We start from the raw sequence: 17948 nt of genomic DNA on the forward strand, positions 1-17948 counted from the left end.
AGGAGGCGCGGGGACCCGTACCCCCGCGCCTCCGCTACTTCGAACCCAGCTTCACCACCAGGGCGCGCAGCCTCCCCACGCCGGTGTTCTCGAGCGCGTGCGGCACGCCGGCGGCGCAAGGGATCAACAGGTCGGGTCGCACCCGGGCCGACGCCTCGCCAACCTGCACCACGCCCTCGCCCTCCAGCAGGTAGATGAAGATGTCCACCGGGGCGGTGTGGCGCCGCAGCGCTTCGCCCGGCTCCAGCTCCACCAGGAGCGCCTGCCCCTGCGGATGGTCGTACAGTTTGCGCGCCTGCGCGCCGGCAACTTCGTTCGCGTCTATGATTTCCATCTGCCCCTCCCCCACCAGTATCCCTTACCCGTCACGCGCATAAGCCGCGGCACCGCCGATGCGGAGGCAGAAGTGGGAGAGGGGACGGGGGAAGTAGAAGGCGGAAAGGTTGCGTTTCATGTAGGGCCGCCATCGAGATGGCCCGCGGAAATTTCAAGGCCACCCCACCTCCTACCTCCTGCTTTTCCCGTATCCCCGGGCGGGGCGGCGTTTGCCACCGCGGAACGGGGTCTTCGCTGGGCAAGCGGACGAAATTCTGTCGCCGTGGATAGGCACACCACGGGCTACAGGCCACGAGCCGCAAACTTCCCTGCCGCCGCTTTCCGCGAATCGTAGGGGCGGACCCGCGGGTCCGCCCCTACGTTGCACCGCCCACCGCGCGCAGCGTAGCCCGCACAGGGCACCCGCACCCTAAACCCCGAACGGATCCGTCCGCTGCTTCTCCACCGGCACCCCCACCTCGCCGTGGAAGGCGTCCACCTCGTCGAGGAAGCGCTTGAACAGGTAACGCGAGTCGTGGGGGCCGGGGCTGGCCTCGGGGTGGTACTGCACCGAGAAGACGGGGTAGCGCTCGTGGGCCATGCCCTCGAGCGTGCCGTCGTTGAGGTTGACGTGGGTGGGCTTGAACTCCCGCAGGCTGTCCAGGTCCACGGCGTAACCGTGGTTCTGGCTGGTGATCTCGATGCTGCCGTCGAGCAGATTCTTGACCGGGTGGTTGGCCCCGCGGTGGCCGAACTTCATCTTGAAGGTGCGCCCGCCGGCGGCCAGGGCCAAAAGCTGGTGCCCCAGGCAGATCCCGAAGGTGGGCAGCAGGCCCATCAGCTTCCACAGGGACTCGTGGGCGTAGGTGGGCATCTCGGGGTCGCCCGGGCCGTTGGAAACGAGCAGGCCGTGGGGCTGCAGGGCCATGATCTGGGCCGGCGAGCTCTTCCCCGGAACCACGATCACCTCGGCCCCGTGCGCCGCCAGCTGCTCGACGATGGCGTGTTTGATGCCGAAGTCCATGACCACGATCCGCTTGCCGCTCTTGAGCGTCGGGTAGGCGTAGGGAATGGGCGTGGTCACCTCGGGGGTCATGTCGCGGCCGTCGATGTCGATCCAGGCCCCCGCCTCGAAGGCCAGCCGTTCGATCTCCTCGCGGGTGAAGCGGTGGTCGGGCCCCGAGAACTGGCTGCCGTGGGCGATGACGCCCTTGATCACCCCGCCCTCGCGGATCTTGCGCACCAGCGCCCGGGTGTCCACGCCGTGGATCCCCACCACCCCGTAGTCCTTCATGAACTCGTCGAGGGTCTGGTGAGCCCGGTGGTTCGAGGCGACGCGGCTGAACTCGCGGGCGACGAATCCGCGCACCCAGGGCCGGTTCGACTGCATATCGTAGACGTTGACCCCGTAGTTGCCGATCTGGGGGTAGGTCATGACCACGATCTGGCCGTGGTAGCTGGGGTCGGTGAGGATCTCCTGGTAACCTGTCATCGAGGTGTTGAAGACCACCTCGCCGGGCATCTTGCCAGGGTGGCCGAAGGCGTACCCTTCGTAGAAGGTGCCGTCTTCGAGAACCAGGATGGCGCGTTCGTGCATTGGCTACACGCTACCTTTTCCGTTCACTCCGGACAAGTGCTTGATCAGGGGGATTTCGTGGCAGTTGTCCTGGAAGGGGCAGTCGGCGCACTCCACCCAGACCTTGGGGGGCAGGTCCTCGCGGGGGATGTCCTGGTAACCCAGCTTGCGGAAGAAGCCGTCCTGCAGGGTGAACGTGAAAACCTTGGGCACGTGCAGGTCGCGCGCCTCGCGCTCGCTGGCGAGCACCAGCCAGCGCCCCAGCCCCTGGCCCTGACGGGCGGGGTGCACCGCCAGACTGCGGATCTCGGCCAGATCGGCCCAGAGCACGTGCAAAGCCACGGTGCCGACGATGTGGCCGTCGGCGTCTTCGACCACGTAGAAGTCACGGATGTTCTCGTAGAGCTGGCTGCGGCTGCGCACCAGCATGAACCCCTGTTCGGCCCAGTACTTGATGAGCTCGAAGATCTGGTCCACGTCGCTGAGCCGCGCCTTACGCAGGTTGGTTTCGAGCATCGGGTCCACCTCGGGCAGCTCGGCGGACTTGAGCTCCAGCTTCATCATGACCCGTCCTCCTCCAACTCCTTCTTGGCTTCGGCGATCCGCGCCCTAACCTGCTCGGGCGCGGTGCCGCCGAAGACGTCGCGGCTGCTCACCGACCCCTCGACCGAAAGCAGCGTGAGCGCGTCCTCGTCGAAGCGGTCGCTGAAGGAACGCAGCTCCTCCAGGCTAAGGTCGTCCAGGTCGCGACCCTCTTCCTGCAGCTTGCGGACGATCCGGCCCACGACCGCGTGCGCCTGACGGAAGGGCAGGCCTTTGCGGGTCAGGTAGTCGGCCAGGTCGGTGGCCAGGGCGAAGCCGCCCGCCGCCGCCCGTTTCGTAACCTCCGGGTGCCACACGAGCCCCGGGAGCAGCGCCGCCATCAGCTTGAGGGAGGATGTATAAGTATCCAGCGCATCGAAGACCGGTTCCTTGTCCTCCTGCAGGTCCTTGTTGTAGGCCAGCGGCAGGCCCTTGACCACCGTGAGCAGCGTCACCAGATCGCCGATCGTTCGCCCCGCCTTGGCGCGAATCAATTCGGGGATGTCGGGGTTCTTCTTCTGCGGCATGATCGAGCTGCCGGTCGCGAAGGCGTCGGGCAGGGTGACGAAGCCGAACTCGAAGCTCGAGTAGAGCACCAGCTCCTCGGCTAGGCGCGAGAGCGTAAGCTGGCCGATGGCCACCGCCGAGAGCGCCTCCAGCACGAAGTCGCGGCTGGCCACGGCGTCGAGGCTGTTGCGCATCGGCCCCGAGAAACCCAGCTGCTCGGCGGTGAAATGGCGGTCGATGGGAAAACTCGTCCCCGCCAGCGCCGCCGCCCCCAGGGGCGACGCGTCCATGCGGAAGAGCGCGTCGAGCACCCGGGTGGTGTCGCGCGCGAGCATCTCGTAGTAGGCCATGAACCAGTGCGAAAGCAGCAGCGGCTGGGCGCGTTGCAGGTGGGTGTAGCCCGGCAAAATGACGGGCGGCTCCAGATGACGCTCGGCCTCGGCGACCAGCACCCGCGCCAGCTGCTGCTGCGCGTCCACGGCCTCCCCCAGGGCGCGGCGCAGCCAGAGGCGCAGGTCGGTGGCCACCTGATCGTTGCGGCTGCGGGCGGTGTGCAGCTTGCCCCCCACCTCGCCCACCAGCTCGGTCAGCCGCGCCTCGATGTTCATGTGAACGTCTTCGTATTCGTCGCGCCAGGGGAAGGTGCCGGCCTCGATTTCTTCCTGTATCCGGTCGAGCCCCTCGAGAATCGTCCGCGCTTCTTCTTCGCTCAGGATGCCCTGCTTCGCCAGCATCCGGGCGTGGGCGCGGCTGCCGTCCAGGTCCTCGCGCCAGAGCCGCCGGTCGAAGCCGAGCGAGTTGTTGAACGCCTCGGCCAGCTTGTCGGTCTCGACGGCGAAACGGCCGCCCCAGAGCTTCTTCGAACCTTCCCCAGCCATCGCTAGCCTTTCTGCGCCCGGGCCCGGGCCATAAGCCGCAGGGCGTTCAGCTTGATGAAGCCCTCGGCGTCGTGCTGGTCGTAGCCGCCCTCTTCGTCGAAGCTGACCAGCTTCTGGTCGTAGAGGCTCACCGGCGACTTGCGGCCGGCGACGGTCACGCCCCCCTTGTAGAGCTTGAGGCGGGCGGTGCCGCTGACCGCCCGGGCCACCTCGTCGAAGAGCGCCTGCAGCGCTTCCCGCTCGGGCGAGAACCAGAAGCCGTTGTAAACGATCTCGGCGTACTTCGGCGAGAGCTGATCGCGCAGGTGCAGCGCCTCGCGGTCGAGCGTCAGGCTCTCCACCGCCCGGCGACCGTGGTAGAGCAGGGTGCCGCCCGGGGTCTCGTAGACGCCGCGCGACTTCATGCCCACGAAGCGGTTCTCCACCAGGTCCACCCGCCCCACGCCGTGGCGTCCGGCGATCTCGTTGAGCCGGGCGAGCAGCGCCGCCGGCGACAGCCGCTCACCGTTCACGGCCACCGCGTCGCCCCGCTCGAACTCGATCTCCACGTACTCGGGCTCGTCGGGCGCCTCCTCGGGGTTCTTGGTTAGCAAGAACATTTCGGCGGGAGGCTCGGCCCAGGGATCTTCGAGGATGCCGCCCTCGTAGGAGACGTGGAGCATGTTGGCGTCCATCGAGTAGGGCTTGGCGTGGGTCTGGACCACGGGGATGCCGTGCTTCTCGGCGAAGTCGATCATCTCGCTGCGGCCGGTGAACGACCACTCGCGCCAGGGCGCGATGACCTTGATGTCGGGCTTGAGGGCGTAAGCCGTCACCTCGAAGCGCACCTGGTCGTTGCCCTTGCCGGTGGCGCCGTGGCTGATGGCCTCGGCGCCCTCCTGCTCGGCAATCTGCACCAGGTACTTGGCGATCAGGGGGCGGGCGATCGAGGTGCCGAGCAGGTAGTAGCCCTCATAGAGCGGGGCGGCGCGGAACATGGGAAAGACGAAGTCGCGCACGAACTCCTCGCGCAGGTCCAGGGCGATGGCCTTGCTGGCGCCGGTGGCCAGCGCCTTCTCGCGCGCCTCCTCCACCTCGTCGCCCTGGCCGATGTCGGCCGTGAAGGCAACGACCTCGGCACCGCGTTCTTCGATCAACCACTTGAGGATGATGCTGGTGTCCAGACCGCCGGAGTAGGCCAAAACGACTTTCATTCACGTCACCTCGATTCACACCGCGTCCGCAGAAGAAAGGTGGGGCCAAGCCCCACCCAAAGGCGCTTGTCCCCTTCCGTGCTAGTGCAGTCGTCGAGCGCGGCGCTTCATCTCGTGCATAAGTATACGGGCGCGTCCGCGGCGCGTCAACCGCCGCACCGTAGCCGCGCGCTCAGTCGTTGAAGCGTTGGTAGAGCAGGTTAATCATCGTCGCGGCCTTGAGGTCGCGCTCCGTGACTCCTCCGACGTCGTGGGTGGTGTAGGCCACCCCCACCTTCTTCCAGAGCACGCAGACCGCGTCGGGATGGTGGTTCTGTTTTTCGGAAAGCAGAAAGATGCGGGTGGCGAAGGCCACGCCGTCGGCGTAGGTGGCGAACTCGAAGACGCGCTCGATCCGCCCGTCGTCGTAGCGCCATCCTTCCAGCCCCTCGAGGGCGTGGCGAATCTGTTCTTCCGACCAGCGCTTCTCCATGGGCACCATTGTACGCCCCCCGCGCCTGTGCTATACTGCTCGCTGGCATCCTGCAAGGGGGCCCCGCCCCGATCCCCCCTGTGCAGCGAATTCCGCAAGAGCCAATCTGGAGGAGAGGCGTGCACAAGACGTACGTACCCAAAGAAATCGAACCCAAGTGGGTTCTGGTCGATGCCCAGGGGAAAACGCTGGGGCGACTGGCCAGTGAGATCGCCAAGATTCTGCGCGGCAAGCACCGGCCGGAGTACACGCCCAACATGCTCAGCGGCGACTTCGTGGTCGTGATCAACGCCGAGAAGGTGCACCTCACCGGCAACAAGCTGCAGCAGAAGACCTACACCCGCTACTCGGGCTACCCCAGCGGCCTCAAACGCATCCCGGTGGCGGAGATGCTCAAGCGCCACCCCGAACGCGTGCTTCAGCACGCCGTCAAGGGCATGCTGCCCAAGGGCCCGCTGGGCCGCCGCATGCTCAAGCGGCTCAAGGTCTACGCCGGCGCGCAGCACCCGCACGCGGCGCAGAAGCCCGAGCCCATCGAGTTGGAGGTTAAGTAATGGCGATCGAACAGTTCTACGGCACCGGTCGTCGCAAGACCGCCGTGGCCCGCGTCTTCCTGCGCCCGGGCAAGGGGCAGGTCACCGTCAACGGTCAGCCCTTCGAAGACTACTTCAGCGGGCTGATCAAGGCCGCTTCCGCCCTCGACCCGCTGCGCCACGTGAACAAGGAAGGGCAGTTCGACCTGCTCATCACCGTCAAGGGCAGCGGCAAGTCGGCCCAGGTCGACGCCATCAAGATGGGCATCGCCCGCGCCCTCGTGCAGTACGACGACGAGCTGCGCGTGAGCCTCAAGAAGGCCGGCTTCCTCACCCGCGACGCCCGCGAGGTCGAACGGAAGAAGTACGGCAAGCACAAGGCCCGCAAGGCGCCGCAGTACTCCAAGCGCTAGCCCGCTTGTGCATCCGAAGGGCCGCCCACCGGGCGGCCTTCTTCTTTGGGCCGCCGCACCGCTGCGCTCCTGATAGACTGCGTGGGTATGGATCTTTTTCGTGCCATCGTCCTGGGCGTCGTGCAAGGGCTCACCGAGTTCTTACCGGTCTCGAGCTCGGGCCACCTGGTGCTCGCGGACTACTACCTCTTCGGCGGCCAGGCCCTACCCCTCTGGGTGGACATCGCCTCGAACACCGGAACCTTCCTGGCGGCGCTCTTGCTGATGCGCCGCGAGATCGCCCAGGCACTCACCGGCTTTTTCGCGGGGCTGGCGCGGCGCGAAGCCCGGGAGAGCGAGGGGTGGAAGCTGGCGCTCCTCATCCTGGTGGCCAGCCTGCCGGCGCTGGTCGTGGGGCTGGCGCTCAAGGACATCTTCGAGCGCATCAACAACCCCGTCTTCGTCAGCTTCGGGTTGCTGCTCACCGGCGTCATCCTCTGGACGACGCCCGCCGGCGGTCGTAAGGATACCGCCGATCGCATCGCGTACAAGGACGCCTTCCTGGGCGGGCTGGCCCAGAGCCTCGCCATCCTGCCCGGCGTCTCCCGCAGCGGCAGCACGATTGCGGCCTTCCTGCACCTGGGCCTCTCGCCGGTGATGGCCGCCAAGCTGAGCTTCCTGATGTACAGCGTGGCGAGCTTCGGGGTGATGCTGCTGGGCCTGAAGGACGGCCTGCCCGACGGCGTGGACGCGGCGCCGGTGCTGGCCATGATCGCTGCCGCCTTCGTAAGCGGCTACCTGGCCATGCTCTGGCTCTTCGGCATCCTCCGGCGCGGCCAGTTCCGCTGGTTCGCCCCCTACGTCTGGGCGCTGGCCGCCTGGACGCTCTTCACCCTGCGTTAGCCGAACGGGCCGCTGCTCGCGGCCCGTTCGTCCGGCGGCGCGCGACTAGCCGCGCGCCTTCAGCTTCTGCTCCATCTCGACGACGCGGCTCATCGTGCGCAGCACGGCGTCGGGGTTGAGGCTGATGCTGTCGATCCCCTTCTCCACCAGGAAGGCGGCGAACTCGGGGTAGTCGCTGGGCGCCTGCCCGCAGATGCCCACCTTGCGGCGCGGCGCGTGGGCGTGGGCGCGCTCGATCAGGTGCGCGACCGAGCGCTTGACCGCCTCGTTGCGCTCGTCGAAGAGGGCGGCGATGCGGTCGGAGTCGCGGTCCACCCCGAGGGTGAGCTGGGTCAGGTCGTTGGAGCCGATCGAGAAGCCGTCGAAGACGTCGGCGTAGGCGTCGGCCAGCCAGATGTTCGAGGGGATCTCGGCCATGACGTAGACCTCGAGCCCGTTCTTCCCCGGTTCGAGCCCGCCTTCGCGCATCACCTTGAGCACCTGCCGCCCCTCCTCGGGGGTGCGGCAGAAGGGCACCATCACCTTGAGGTTGTCGAGGCCCATGTCCTCGCGCACCCGCTTGACCGCCGCCAGCTCGAGCAGGAACCCTTCCTTGTAGTCGGGGTGGTAGTAGCGGCTGGCCCCGCGCCAGCCCAGCATCGGGTTCTCCTCACGGGGCTCGAAGAGCTCGCCGCCGAGCAGGTGGGCGTACTCGTTGGTCTTGAAGTCGGAGAAGCGCAGGATGACCTCGCGGGGGTAGAAGGCCGCGGCGATGACCGCGATCCCCTGGGCCAGCTTGTCGATGAAGTACTCCTCTTTGGTGGGGTACCCCTGCGTCAGCTCGTCCACCTGCCGCTTGACGCGGATGGGCAGCTGATCGTAGCGGGTCAGCGCCAGCGGGTGCACCCGGATCCAGGAAGCGAAGATGAACTCCATGCGCGCGAGCCCGACGCCGTCCACCGGATACTGGGCGAGCTTGAAGGCCAGCTCGGGGTTGCCGACGTTGAGCAGGATCCGGGTTCGCTCGGGCTTGGGCAGCGTCTCGGGGTCGACCTCGTGCACCTCGAAGGCGAGCCGGCCCTCGTAGACCCGGCCGTCCTCGCCCTCGGCGCAGGAGACCGTGACCTCCTGCCCGGTCCTGAGGACCCGGGTGGCGTTTTCGGATCCGACGACCGCGGGAATCCCCAGCTCCCGGGCGACGATGGCGGCGTGCGAGGTGCGGCCGCCGCGGTCGGTGACGATCGCCGCGGCCTCCTTCATGATGGGTTCCCAGTCGGGGTCGGTGATCGTGGTGACCAGCACCTCACCCGGCTGAAACTCGTCCATCTTGTTGGGATCGGTGATGACGCGCACCTTGCCGCTGGCGATCTTTTCGCCCACGGCCAGGCCGCGAACGAGCACCTTGCCCTTCTCCTTCAGCTCGTAGACGGTGAACTTGAGGCCCTTGCGCTGGCTGTGCACCGTCTCGGGGCGCGCCTGCACGATGAAGAGCTCGCCGGAAAGGCCGTCCTTGGCCCACTCGATGTCCATCGGTGTGGGTTCGCCGTGGACCTTGGAGTAATGATCCTCGATGGCTACGGCCCAGCGGGCGAGCTGCAGCACCTCGTCCGGCTCGAGCGAGAAGCGCTCGCGTTCGTCCCTGGGGGTGGGCTGGTTGCTGAGGCGCTGCTTCTGCTCGTCGTAGACGAGCTTGAACTCCTTGGCGCCCAGCTTCTTCCAGACGAGCGAGGGGAAGCCCTTGCGCAGCGTCGGCTTGTGAACGTAGAACTCGTCGGGAACCACCCGCCCCTGGACGATGTTCTCGCCCAGGCCCCAGATCGAGGTGACGAGCACCACGTCGCGGAAGCCGGTCTCGGTGTCGAGGGTGAAGATCACGCCGCTCGAGGCCAGGTCGGAGCGCACCATCTTCTGCACGCCCACCGAGAGGGCCACCTTGAAGTGGTCGAAGCCCATGTCCTCGCGGTAACTGATGGCGCGGGCGGTGAAGAGGCTGGCGAAGGCGCGGCGCACCGAGAGCAGCAGTTCGGCCTCACCGTGCACCATCAGGTAGGTGTCCTGCTGGCCGGCAAAGCTGGCCGTGGGCAGGTCTTCGGCGGTCGCGCTGGAGCGCACCGCGACGTCCACCTCATCGGTGCCGTACTTGCGCGAGAGCTCCGCGTAGGCCTCGGCGATCTCCCGGCGCAGGTCTTCCGGACACTCGGCGCGCACGATCATGTTGCGGATGCGCCGGGCGCGCCGGATCAGGTCGGCGGGGTCGGAGCGGTCCCACCCGTCGAGCAGCGCCCGAATCTTGTCCTCGAGCCCGGCTGAGCGCAGGTAGTAACGGTACGCCTCCGCGGTGACGGCGAACCCGTCGGGGACGCGGACCCCCACCTCCCCCAGGGTGCGCAGCATCTCACCCAGCGAGGCGTTCTTGCCCCCCACGAGGGGCACGTCGTGGATGCCCACTTCGGAGAACCACTTGACCCATTTCATCTCGACCTCCACCCTGATTTTAGTAGAGGACAAGCAAGAATAATGTCCTAAGTCGACTAAAGATCGCCGGGCGCCACCGGAGCGTGCCGCTCCGCCGAGCGGTAGGCGGCCAGGACGACCCGCAGCGCCTCGTAGCCGTCGCGCCAGCTCACCGGGGGCGGCGTTCCGTTGCGCACGCTGTCCACGAAGGCCTCGAGCATGCCCTGGTTGGGGTCGGGATGGAAACCCAGCCACTCGTAGGCCCGCTCCTGCCCCCGGCGCCAGACGTGCAGGTGGCCCGCGAAGGCGTCGAGGACGAGCGTGCCCTTCTCCCCGACGATTTCCATCTTGAGGTGCCCCCAGCGCGGGTAGCTGGGCGGACGGCTCCAGCTCGCGTCGATGCTCGCCGGCACGCCGTTCTCCAGCTTGAGCAGCAGCAGTCCGGCGGTGTCCACGTCCACCTCGGGGTCGAAGGGGTTGGAGATCTCGGCCGTCACCTCGGCCACCTCGACGCCGAAGATCCAGCGGTAAAGGTCGGCCAGGTGCACGGTGTGGTCGATCGTCGCGCCGCCCCCCGCGAGCGCCTTCTCGGCGAACCAGGCGCGGTGGCGCTTGGGGCTCTCGCTGTGGTTGACGCCCACCACGGCCAGCACCCGGCCCAGCGCCCCCTCGGCCACCATCGCGCGCGCGGCCTCGACGGCCGGCGAGAAGCGCATGGGAAAAGCGGTCATGAACGACACCCCGGCCGCCTCCACGGCCGCCTTCATCGCCAGGGCGTCCTCCGTGCGGGTGGCGATGGGCTTCTCGCAGAGCACGTGCGCCCCCGAGCGGACGGCGAGCTCCACGAGCTCGCGGTGGCGCGCGTTTTCCGAGGTTACGATCACCGCGTCGGGGTGCTCGGCGAGCAGGTCCTCGTGGGTCCAGAACCAGCGCAGGCCGTAGGCCTGGCTGAAGCGGCGGCCGCGTTCGGGGTCGGTGTCGGAGAAGCCGATCACCTCGACCCCCGAGATGCGCCGCAGGTTCTGCACGTACCCTTCGGCGTGCAGGTGCGCGAAACTCAGGATGCCGATCCGCATCAGGCCACCTCCACCACGCGCCCGGTGCGCGCGCTGTGGCGCACCGCGAGCGCCAGCTCGAGCGCCGCCAGGGCATCTTCCGGGGTGACCTCGAAGGGCTTGCCGCGCTCGAGGGCTTCGAGCGCGTGCCGCAGTTCGAGCTCGTAGGGATCTTCCTCGAGCCCCGCCATCGGCAGGCCCACCTCGGGCGCCGGCTCGTCCTTGGGGAAGAGGGTGCCCAGGGGCGGCGGCTGGTCCGAGCTCCACTCCGCCAGACCGCGGTCCCCGGCCAGGTCGAGGGCGGTGCGGAAGTACCCCGAGGGGTAGGCCCAGCCCCCCTCCACGAAGGCCATGCGGCCGTCCGCGTACCCCAGCACGGCCTGGACGTGCTCGAGCACCTCCCCCTCCACCGGCGGGCTGCGGCGGGCGAAGACGCGCGCCGGATCGCCGAGCAGCCAGCGGACGTAGTCGAGGTCGTGGATCATCAGGTCAACCGGCATCCCCCCCGACTTCTCCGGGTCGCGGTACCAGCCGGGTCCCGGCAGGAAGAGGACCCGCTTCAACCGCACCACGCCGACGCGGCCCAGCTGGCCGCTGCGCGCCAGCTCCGCGGCGCGGCGGTACTGCGGGAAGAAGCGCACCACCATGGCGACGAAGAGCCGCCGGCCGCTGGTCCGTGCCGCCTCAAGGATCCGCCGCCCCGACGCCGCGTCGAGCGCCAACGGTTTTTCCAAGATCACGTCCTTGCCCGCCTCCAGCGCCCGTACGGCCAGCTCCTCGTGCGCAAAGGTCGGCGCGGTCACGTCCACCAGATCCACGCGCAGAAGCAGCTCCTCGTAACTGCGAAACGGATCCACGGTGAACCGGGCTACGAATTCGGCCAGCTTCTCCGGGTTCGGGTCGTACGCGCCCACCAGCTCCGCACCGATGCGCCGGTAGGCCTCCGCGTGCACCCGCCCCATGGTTCCAACGCCCACGATGCCAATCCTCACCGCTGCACCTCCTTACTTCACAGCCCCCGCGGTCAGCCCGCGGATGAGCTGCTTGGAAAAGAGCATGTACAGGAGCACCGCCGGTATCATCGCCAGGCTCAGCGCCGCCAGCACCGCCTGCCAGTCGTTAAGGAACTGGCCCAGGAAGACCTGCGCTCCCAGCACGATCGTCTTCGTCTCCTCCGAGGGCGCCAGGATGAGCGGGAACCAGAGATCGTTCCAAACGGGGATCATGCTGATCGCGGCCACCGTGCCCAGCGCCGGGCGCACCAGCGGCAGCACCAGCGTGAAGATGCGGTACTCGCTGGCGCCGTCGATGCGGGCGGCGTCCTTGAAGTCGGGCGGCAGCTGGGCGAAGAAGCGGCTGAGGATGAAGATCGAGAGCGGCAACCCCATCGCAGTGTAGACGAAGATCAGCGCCGCCAGGGTGTTGACCAGGTTCCAGTCGGCCATCAGGCGCAGGATGCCCACCGTGCCCAGGCGGATCGGCACCATGATGCCCAGCGCCAGGTAGATGGCCATGAAGGTGTTGAGCCGGAAGCGGTACTCCGCCAGCGCCCAGCCCGCCATCGCCCCCAGGAAGACGATGAGCAGAAGCGAGGCCACGGTGACGATCAGGCTGTTGAGGAAGTAGTGCTGGAAGTTGGCGATCTCAAACAGCGTCTTGTATCCGTCGACCGAGAAGGTCGCGGGGGTGGGCGGCTTGAGCGGCTCGCCGAAGATGGCCATCTGGTCCTTGAAGGAGTTCATGAAGACGAGCAGGATCGGGAAGAGCACGAGCGCGCTGTAGGCGAGCAGGGTCGCGTGGATGCCGCCCAGCTTGAAGAAGCGAAGCCAGCGGTAACGGACGCCGGTCATCAGAACTGCACCTCCTCCATGCGCCGCTGCCAGCCGTAGAGGTAGAGGAGTACGCCGACCAGGATGATGAGCAGCATCATCCCCGCCACCGTCGCGCCCATGTTGGGGTCGCCCGGCCGCAGCTGGAAGCCGAAGAAGGTGCGGAAGAAGAAGGTGCCCATGATGTCGGTGGAAAAGTCGGGCCCAGCCAGCGCCCCCTGGGTGGCGTAGATGAGGTCGAAGGCGTTGAAGTTGCCGATGAAGGTGAGGATGGCGACGATGCCCACGGTGGGCACGATCAGGGGAAACTGGATGCGCCAGAAGATGCGCCAGCTGCCCGCGCCGTCCACCTGGGCGGCCTCGATGAGCTCGTGGGGGATGCGGATGAGCGCGGCCAGGAAGAGCATCATGGGGATGCCGATGTTCTGCCAGACCGAGATGAGCGAGAGGGTGATCAGCGCCGAGGACTCGTTGCCCAACAGGGCGATGGCCACCTCGTTGTCCCCGAGCCCCAGCCGGTCGAGGAGCGGGAACCAGATGCCCCAGGTGGGGCTGAGGATCAGCTTCCAGGCGAAGCCGATCAGCACCACCGAGAGGATCGTGGGGGTGAAGATGATGGTGCGGTAGATCCAGGCTCCGCGGATGTTCGCGGCCAGCAGCACCGCCAGGAAGAGGCCGATCGGGTTCTGCAGCGTCATGTGGATGACGAAAAAGACGACGTTGTTCCAAAACGCGTTCCAAAAGGGTTCGTTCCAAATGGGGTCGGTGAGCAGACGGACGTAGTTGCCCAGGCCCACGAAGACCTGCCGACCCCCTTCTGCGGTTTGGTAGAGCGAAAACTTCAACGACGCCAACATGGGGTAGATCATGAAGACGGTGTAGACGACGACCGCCGGGGCGAGAAAGACGGTGATGTGCCAGGGAAAAGGTTTTCGCCTCATGCTCCAGGCTCCGGACCCGCGAAAGGGTGCGGGGAGGCTTCGGCCTCCCCGCGGCGTGGCTCTACTTGCAGTTGAGTTCGCTTGCGAAGTGCTTGTGCGGGCCGTACCAGGAGGCCAGGCGGCACTCCATCCACTTCGCGGCCTCCTCCGGCTGCATCTTGCCGTTGAGGATGTTGACCGAGGCCGTCCACAGGTCGGTTTCGGCGTCGGGCTTCTGGTCGGAGAGCTTGTAGTAGGTCATGCGGAAGGTGCCCTCGCTGGTCTGACGCCAGGAGAGGAACTCGTTGGCCACCGGATCGGTAATGGTGATGTCGTAGTTGTGCAGCGGGAAGAAGCCCGGGAGGGCGTTGCCGTAGAGCTCGGCAAACTCGCGGGTGGTCAGCCAGGAAAGGAACTTTTTCGCCGCCTCCGGGTTCTTGCTGGCCGGGTTGAGCCCCAGGGCGATGTCCTGGTGGTCGCTGATGTAGCTCTTGCTCGCGCCGGCGGGCGGGGGAGCCTTGAACGCGCCCATGTTGAGCTTGGGGTTCATCTGGCGGAAGACGCCGATGTCCCACGAGCCCGCGGGGTAGATGAAGCCGCGGCCCTGGGTGAAGAGCTGCTGGGCGTCGGAGTAGCTGACGGCCTTGTAGCCCCGCGGCAGGTAGGGCGCCCACTGGGCCAGCGCCTTGTAGGCCTCGAGGAAGCCGTCGGTGTGGAAGCCCTCCTTACCGGCCAGGAAGGCGCGGCGGCCCGCCTCGCCCCCGTAGTAGTTGGGTGCGATGTTGTGCCAGCCCATGGTGGCGGCCTCCCACTGGTCCTTGGTACCCATCACCAGCGGCGCCAGCGCCGGGGCCTTCTTCTTCATCTGGGCCAGCAGGTCCATGAACTCCTCGTAGGTCTTGGGCGGCTGGAAGCCGTACTTGGCGAAGAGGTCCTTGTTGTAGAGGAAGCCGTGGATCACCGAGGCCATGGGGACGCAGTAGGTGGTCGCGCCGTCGTCGGTGGTCCAGGCCACCTTGGCGAAGTCGGTAAAGTTCTCCATGCCCGGCAGGTCGCCTAGCGGCGCCAGGTGGCCCTTGTTGAAGAGCTCGAGCGACTTGCCGAAGGGCCGGCAGGTGATCAGGTCGCCCGCGGTGCCCGCCTGCAGCTTGCTGTCGAGGACGGCGTTGTACTCCGCCGGTGCGGTGGGCGCGAAGACGACCTCGATGTCGGGATAATGCTTGTTGAAAGCGGGAATGATGACGTCCTTCCAGAGCTTGAGATCATCGGTGCGCCAGCTCTCGATGACCAGCTTCTGGGCGAAGGCGCCCCCGAAGAAGGTCGCCGCGAGCAGCGCGGCCAGCGCGAATACCTGGGTCAATCGCTTCAACATACACCTCTCCTTTCCCCTGCCCGAAGTGCGGGGAGAATACGCTCGGAATTCGTCCGGGCCGGGTTGTTTAACGAACCTCAGCATAGCACGCAAAGCCTCCTTGGACGGGGCATTTTTCTCGCCGGGTAGACGAATCTTTACCTTACGCGACGGCGACACGGTCCGGCGGCAGCACCTCAGGCGCGCCCGCGCGCGGTTGGGGAACCTTCACCTGCTCCTTGTACAATACCTGCGGTATGGTCAAGACCCGCATCGCCCCCAGCCCCACCGGTTACCCGCACGTCGGAACCGCCTACATCGGCATCTTCAGCTACGTCTGGGCCCGTAAGAACGGCGGGAAGTTCATCGTGCGCATCGAAGACACCGACCAAAACCGCTACGTCGAGGGGGCCGAGGAGGGCATTCTGCGCGCCCTGAAGTGGCTGGGTCTCGACTACGACGAAGGGCCCGACGTGGGCGGCCCCAACGGCCCCTACCGCCAGTCGGAGCGGCTCGAGCTCTACCGCCGCTACGCCCAGGAGCTTCTGGACAGGGGGCTGGCCTACCGCGCCTTCGAGACCCCCGAGGAGCTGGCCGCCATCCGCGAGGAGCTGCAGAAGCAGGGCCTGGGCTACGGTTACGACGGCCGCGCCCGCAAGATTCCGCGCGAGGAGGCCGAGGCCCGCGCCGCCGCCGGCGAGCCCTACGTAATCCGGCTCAAGACGCCGGAGACCGGCGTGACCGTGGTCCACGACGTGCTGCGGGGAAACATCGAGTTCGACAACCGCGAGATCCCCGACGTGGTCCTGCTCAAGTCCGACGGCTTTCCCACCTACCACCTGGCCGTGGTGGTGGACGACCACCTGATGGAGGTCAGCGACGTCGTCCGCGGCGAGGACTGGCTGGTGAGCACGCCGATCCAGAAGCTGCTCTACCAGGCCTTCGGCTGGGACGAGCCCAAGTGGTACCACCTGCCGCTGTTGCGCGCGCCCGGCGGGGCCAAGCTGTCGAAGCGCACCGGCCACACCAGCATCGACTACTACCGCGAGGCCGGCTACCTGCCCGAGGCGCTCGTCAACTACCTCTCGACGATGGGCTTCTCCATGCCCGACGGCCGCGAGATCTTTTCCATGGAGGAGATGATCGAGGCCTTCAGCTGGGACCGGGTGAGCCTGGGCGGTCCCGTCTTCGACGAGGAAAAGCTGCGCTGGATGAACGGCAAGTACATCCGCGAGGTGCTGAGCCTCGAGGAGGTCTGCCAGCGCCTGAAGCCTTTTCTGGAGAAGGCCGGGCTCGGCTGGGAGAGCGACGCCTACCTGTGCCGGGTGGCCGAGGCCATGCGCCCCCGCTTCGAGACGCTGGCCGAGTTCGTGGAGAAGGCGCGCTACTTCTTCACCGAGGATTACACCTTTGAGCCCAAGGCCGAAAAGGAGCTCAGGAAAGGGGTCCAGATCCTGCGCGAGCTGCGGGAGATTCTGGCCGGGCTGCCCGACTTCGACCCCCAGCGCACCGAAGAAGCCCTCACCGGCTACGCCGAGGCCAAGGAGCTGAAGCTGCGCAAGGTGATGCAGCCCTTGCGGGCGGCGATCACCGGCAGCCTGGCCACGCCGGGGATGTACGAGCTGTTGGAGATTCTGGGGAAAGAACGGGTGCTTGCGCGTCTGCGAAGAGTAATATGTACCATGGATGGAGAAAACGATGATCCTAAATGTTAAGCCTATTGTGCGACAAGTTGAATTTAATAATTTTAAAATATTTAAGTATGCATCTGTACCCTTAAGTAACTTTCATGTCTTGATCGGCCCCAACGCAAGCGGCAAGAGCACCTTTCTTGATTCCTTTTCCATTGTTAATACGTTAGTGAGTGGCGGTGTTGGTGCTGTTACTGATCAGTATGCAGAAGGAGGTTTGCACTTTCTATTTCATAAATTGCAAGGTAGCGCTTTTGAACTTGCTTTTGAGTTTATTATTCCCAAGAACATATCTGATATGCTTGGCAAGGCAAGAAAGAAAAAGTGGAAGAAGCCGCCTACCATTGCTAGATACGAAGTTTCCATTGGGTATAACGCCGATCAAGAGGCGTCAATTTTGTCCGAATACTTACTACTGGGTGTTGAAGGAGAAGTTGATGAGCCCAAGGTTCGACAGCCCACACTTTTCCCTAAGCCCGTCCCCAGTCCCGATACTATCCTTATCGGTAACAAGCCACCTAAGCAGCGTACTGGCTGGTACAGAGTTTTCAAACGCGCTCCTGATAATAATGATGTTGTGTATTTTTTCTCAGAGGTAACCGGATGGAATATTCAATACAAGGTAGGTGCTGCCCGCTCCGCGCTAGCGGCTCTACCACTAGACCCTGACAAGTTTCCGACCGCCATATCTATACAAGATTTTTTTCTAAACAGCGTGCAGCACATTGCTTTAATCAGTAATTTAATGTCACGACCTGTTCGCCCTGGGTCACCACGAACTTTCATTCCAGATGGATCAAACTTGCCGCGTATCGTAGAATTGCTCAGAGAAGAATATCCAAAAGAATTTGACTGGTGGCTTAAGCACGTACAAACAATATTGCCTGATGTAACAAATATTGATTATAAAATACGTCAGGACGACCGTTTCTCCTACATTGAAGTTACTTACTCTAACAATTTATCTTTACCATCATGGTCACTTTCTGACGGTACATTAAGGATACTTGCGCTAACATTACTAGCTTTTATGCCTTTTAAGGGGTTCTACACCCTAGAAGAGCCAGAAAACGGGGTGCATCCGAAAGCCCTTGGGGGGATTTTTGAGGCTCTTAAGAATGTATACGGTAGCCAAATTATAATAGCTACACATTCTCCAATATTATTACGTCTTGCTGATCTAGAAGATATGATTATCTTTGGAAAAACTTCAGACGGCGTGGGCGACATCGTGCGTGGACAACAACACCCCACACTACTAAACTGGAGGAAGTCCGTTGGTATCGACACCCTCTTTGCATCGGGTGTTTTGGGGTAG

Annotated in this window: 17 protein-coding genes; 5 read left to right on the plus strand and 12 right to left on the minus strand. The window is 65.2% G+C overall.

The features are described from left to right. Positions 1-34: 34 nt before the first annotated feature. The 6 genes from HNQ05_RS05445 to HNQ05_RS05470 form a co-directional block, all read right to left on the minus strand. Positions 35-334: a cupin domain-containing protein gene (locus HNQ05_RS05445; protein WP_147146527.1), complete on the minus strand. Its 300-nt coding sequence runs from the start codon at positions 332-334 to the stop codon at positions 35-37. A 411-nt stretch (positions 335-745) separates the two neighbouring features. Continuing rightward, positions 746-1912 carry a glutamine-hydrolyzing carbamoyl-phosphate synthase small subunit gene (carA, locus tag HNQ05_RS05450; RefSeq protein WP_147146525.1) on the minus strand — a complete coding sequence of 389 codons (1167 nt, stop codon included), beginning with the start codon at positions 1910-1912 and terminating at the stop codon, positions 746-748. A 3-nt stretch (positions 1913-1915) separates the two neighbouring features. After that, positions 1916-2455, minus strand: coding sequence for an N-acetyltransferase (locus HNQ05_RS05455; RefSeq protein WP_147146523.1), 540 nt, complete (start codon positions 2453-2455; stop codon positions 1916-1918). After that, entirely contained in the window at positions 2452-3858 is a 1407-nt protein-coding gene (gene argH / locus HNQ05_RS05460; RefSeq protein WP_183677641.1) for an argininosuccinate lyase, read from the minus strand. The genes HNQ05_RS05455 and argH overlap by 4 nt, the downstream gene beginning before the upstream one ends. Before the next feature lie 2 nt (positions 3859-3860). After that, positions 3861-5051: an argininosuccinate synthase gene (locus HNQ05_RS05465; protein ID WP_147146511.1), complete on the minus strand. Its 1191-nt coding sequence runs from the start codon at positions 5049-5051 to the stop codon at positions 3861-3863. A 172-nt stretch (positions 5052-5223) separates the two neighbouring features. After that, positions 5224-5523: a 4a-hydroxytetrahydrobiopterin dehydratase gene (locus HNQ05_RS05470; protein ID WP_246104097.1), complete on the minus strand. Its 300-nt coding sequence runs from the start codon at positions 5521-5523 to the stop codon at positions 5224-5226. A gap of 119 nt (positions 5524-5642) precedes the next feature. On the opposite strand from HNQ05_RS05470, the gene rplM reads away from it, so the two are divergent. The 3 genes from rplM to HNQ05_RS05485 all read left to right on the plus strand — a co-directional run bounded on the left by rplM (position 5643) and on the right by HNQ05_RS05485 (position 7351). Continuing rightward, positions 5643-6077: a 50S ribosomal protein L13 gene (gene rplM, locus HNQ05_RS05475; protein WP_147146506.1), complete on the plus strand. Its 435-nt coding sequence runs from the start codon at positions 5643-5645 to the stop codon at positions 6075-6077. Between the two features lie 5 nt (positions 6078-6082). After that, positions 6083-6469, plus strand: coding sequence for a 30S ribosomal protein S9 (rpsI, locus tag HNQ05_RS05480; RefSeq protein WP_443093796.1), 387 nt, complete (start codon positions 6083-6085; stop codon positions 6467-6469). Positions 6470-6556: 87 nt separating this feature from the next. Further along, positions 6557-7351: an undecaprenyl-diphosphate phosphatase gene (locus HNQ05_RS05485; protein ID WP_147146502.1), complete on the plus strand. Its 795-nt coding sequence runs from the start codon at positions 6557-6559 to the stop codon at positions 7349-7351. Between the two features lie 45 nt (positions 7352-7396). Here HNQ05_RS05485 and ppsA read toward each other — a convergent pair whose 3' ends face one another. The 6 genes from ppsA to HNQ05_RS05515 all read right to left on the minus strand — a co-directional run bounded on the left by ppsA (position 7397) and on the right by HNQ05_RS05515 (position 14960). After that, positions 7397-9805 carry a phosphoenolpyruvate synthase gene (gene ppsA, locus HNQ05_RS05490; RefSeq protein ID WP_147146500.1) on the minus strand — a complete coding sequence of 803 codons (2409 nt, stop codon included), beginning with the start codon at positions 9803-9805 and terminating at the stop codon, positions 7397-7399. Positions 9806-9861: 56 nt separating this feature from the next. Then, the gene (locus HNQ05_RS05495; RefSeq protein WP_147146498.1) at positions 9862-10860 is read right to left on the minus strand and encodes a Gfo/Idh/MocA family protein; all 999 of its coding nucleotides are present in this window, start codon (positions 10858-10860) and stop codon (positions 9862-9864) included. After that, entirely contained in the window at positions 10860-11831 is a 972-nt protein-coding gene (locus HNQ05_RS12325) for a Gfo/Idh/MocA family protein (protein ID WP_147146496.1), read from the minus strand. The genes HNQ05_RS05495 and HNQ05_RS12325 overlap by 1 nt, the downstream gene beginning before the upstream one ends. Before the next feature lie 12 nt (positions 11832-11843). Then, positions 11844-12689 (minus strand): carbohydrate ABC transporter permease, encoded by an 846-nt coding sequence (locus HNQ05_RS05505; protein ID WP_147146494.1) that lies wholly within the window; start codon positions 12687-12689, stop codon positions 11844-11846. After that, positions 12689-13609, minus strand: a complete 921-nt coding sequence (locus tag HNQ05_RS05510) for a carbohydrate ABC transporter permease (RefSeq protein ID WP_147146492.1) — start codon at positions 13607-13609, stop codon at positions 12689-12691. The genes HNQ05_RS05505 and HNQ05_RS05510 overlap by 1 nt, the downstream gene beginning before the upstream one ends. A 61-nt stretch (positions 13610-13670) precedes the next feature. After that, the gene (locus tag HNQ05_RS05515; protein ID WP_183677643.1) at positions 13671-14960 is read right to left on the minus strand and encodes an ABC transporter substrate-binding protein; all 1290 of its coding nucleotides are present in this window, start codon (positions 14958-14960) and stop codon (positions 13671-13673) included. 236 nt (positions 14961-15196) lie between these two features. Here HNQ05_RS05515 and gltX point away from each other — a divergent pair, with 236 nt between their 5' ends. Next, positions 15197-16654, plus strand: a complete 1458-nt coding sequence (gltX, locus tag HNQ05_RS05520) for a glutamate--tRNA ligase (protein ID WP_147146490.1) — start codon at positions 15197-15199, stop codon at positions 16652-16654. After that, positions 16626-17948, plus strand: coding sequence for a methylation-associated defense system AAA family ATPase MAD3 (gene mads3, locus HNQ05_RS05525; protein ID WP_147146488.1), 1323 nt, complete (start codon positions 16626-16628; stop codon positions 17946-17948). Before gltX ends, mads3 begins: the two co-directional genes overlap by 29 nt.

This window comes from Oceanithermus desulfurans, from assembly GCF_014201675.1.
GTDB lineage: Bacteria > Deinococcota > Deinococci > Deinococcales > Marinithermaceae > Oceanithermus > Oceanithermus desulfurans.

What these genes read in the sequence shown, in the direction of transcription:
- HNQ05_RS05445 (WP_147146527.1), bottom strand. Translation starts at nt 334, where the DNA reads ATGGAAATCATAGACGCGAACGAAGTTGCCGGCGCGCAGGCGCGCAAA.
- carA (WP_147146525.1), bottom strand. Translation starts at nt 1,912, where the DNA reads ATGCACGAACGCGCCATCCTGGTTCTCGAAGACGGCACCTTCTACGAA.
- HNQ05_RS05455 (WP_147146523.1), bottom strand. Translation starts at nt 2,455, where the DNA reads ATGATGAAGCTGGAGCTCAAGTCCGCCGAGCTGCCCGAGGTGGACCCG.
- argH (WP_183677641.1), bottom strand. Translation starts at nt 3,858, where the DNA reads ATGGCTGGGGAAGGTTCGAAGAAGCTCTGGGGCGGCCGTTTCGCCGTC.
- HNQ05_RS05465 (WP_147146511.1), bottom strand. Translation starts at nt 5,051, where the DNA reads ATGAAAGTCGTTTTGGCCTACTCCGGCGGTCTGGACACCAGCATCATC.
- HNQ05_RS05470 (WP_246104097.1), bottom strand. Translation starts at nt 5,523, where the DNA reads ATGGAGAAGCGCTGGTCGGAAGAACAGATTCGCCACGCCCTCGAGGGG.
- HNQ05_RS05485 (WP_147146502.1), top strand. Translation starts at nt 6,557, where the DNA reads ATGGATCTTTTTCGTGCCATCGTCCTGGGCGTCGTGCAAGGGCTCACC.
- ppsA (WP_147146500.1), bottom strand. Translation starts at nt 9,805, where the DNA reads ATGAAATGGGTCAAGTGGTTCTCCGAAGTGGGCATCCACGACGTGCCC.
- HNQ05_RS05495 (WP_147146498.1), bottom strand. Translation starts at nt 10,860, where the DNA reads ATGCGGATCGGCATCCTGAGTTTCGCGCACCTGCACGCCGAAGGGTAC.
- HNQ05_RS05505 (WP_147146494.1), bottom strand. Translation starts at nt 12,689, where the DNA reads ATGACCGGCGTCCGTTACCGCTGGCTTCGCTTCTTCAAGCTGGGCGGC.
- HNQ05_RS05510 (WP_147146492.1), bottom strand. Translation starts at nt 13,609, where the DNA reads ATGAGGCGAAAACCTTTTCCCTGGCACATCACCGTCTTTCTCGCCCCG.
- HNQ05_RS05515 (WP_183677643.1), bottom strand. Translation starts at nt 14,960, where the DNA reads ATGTTGAAGCGATTGACCCAGGTATTCGCGCTGGCCGCGCTGCTCGCG.
- gltX (WP_147146490.1), top strand. Translation starts at nt 15,197, where the DNA reads ATGGTCAAGACCCGCATCGCCCCCAGCCCCACCGGTTACCCGCACGTC.
- mads3 (WP_147146488.1), top strand. Translation starts at nt 16,626, where the DNA reads ATGGAGAAAACGATGATCCTAAATGTTAAGCCTATTGTGCGACAAGTT.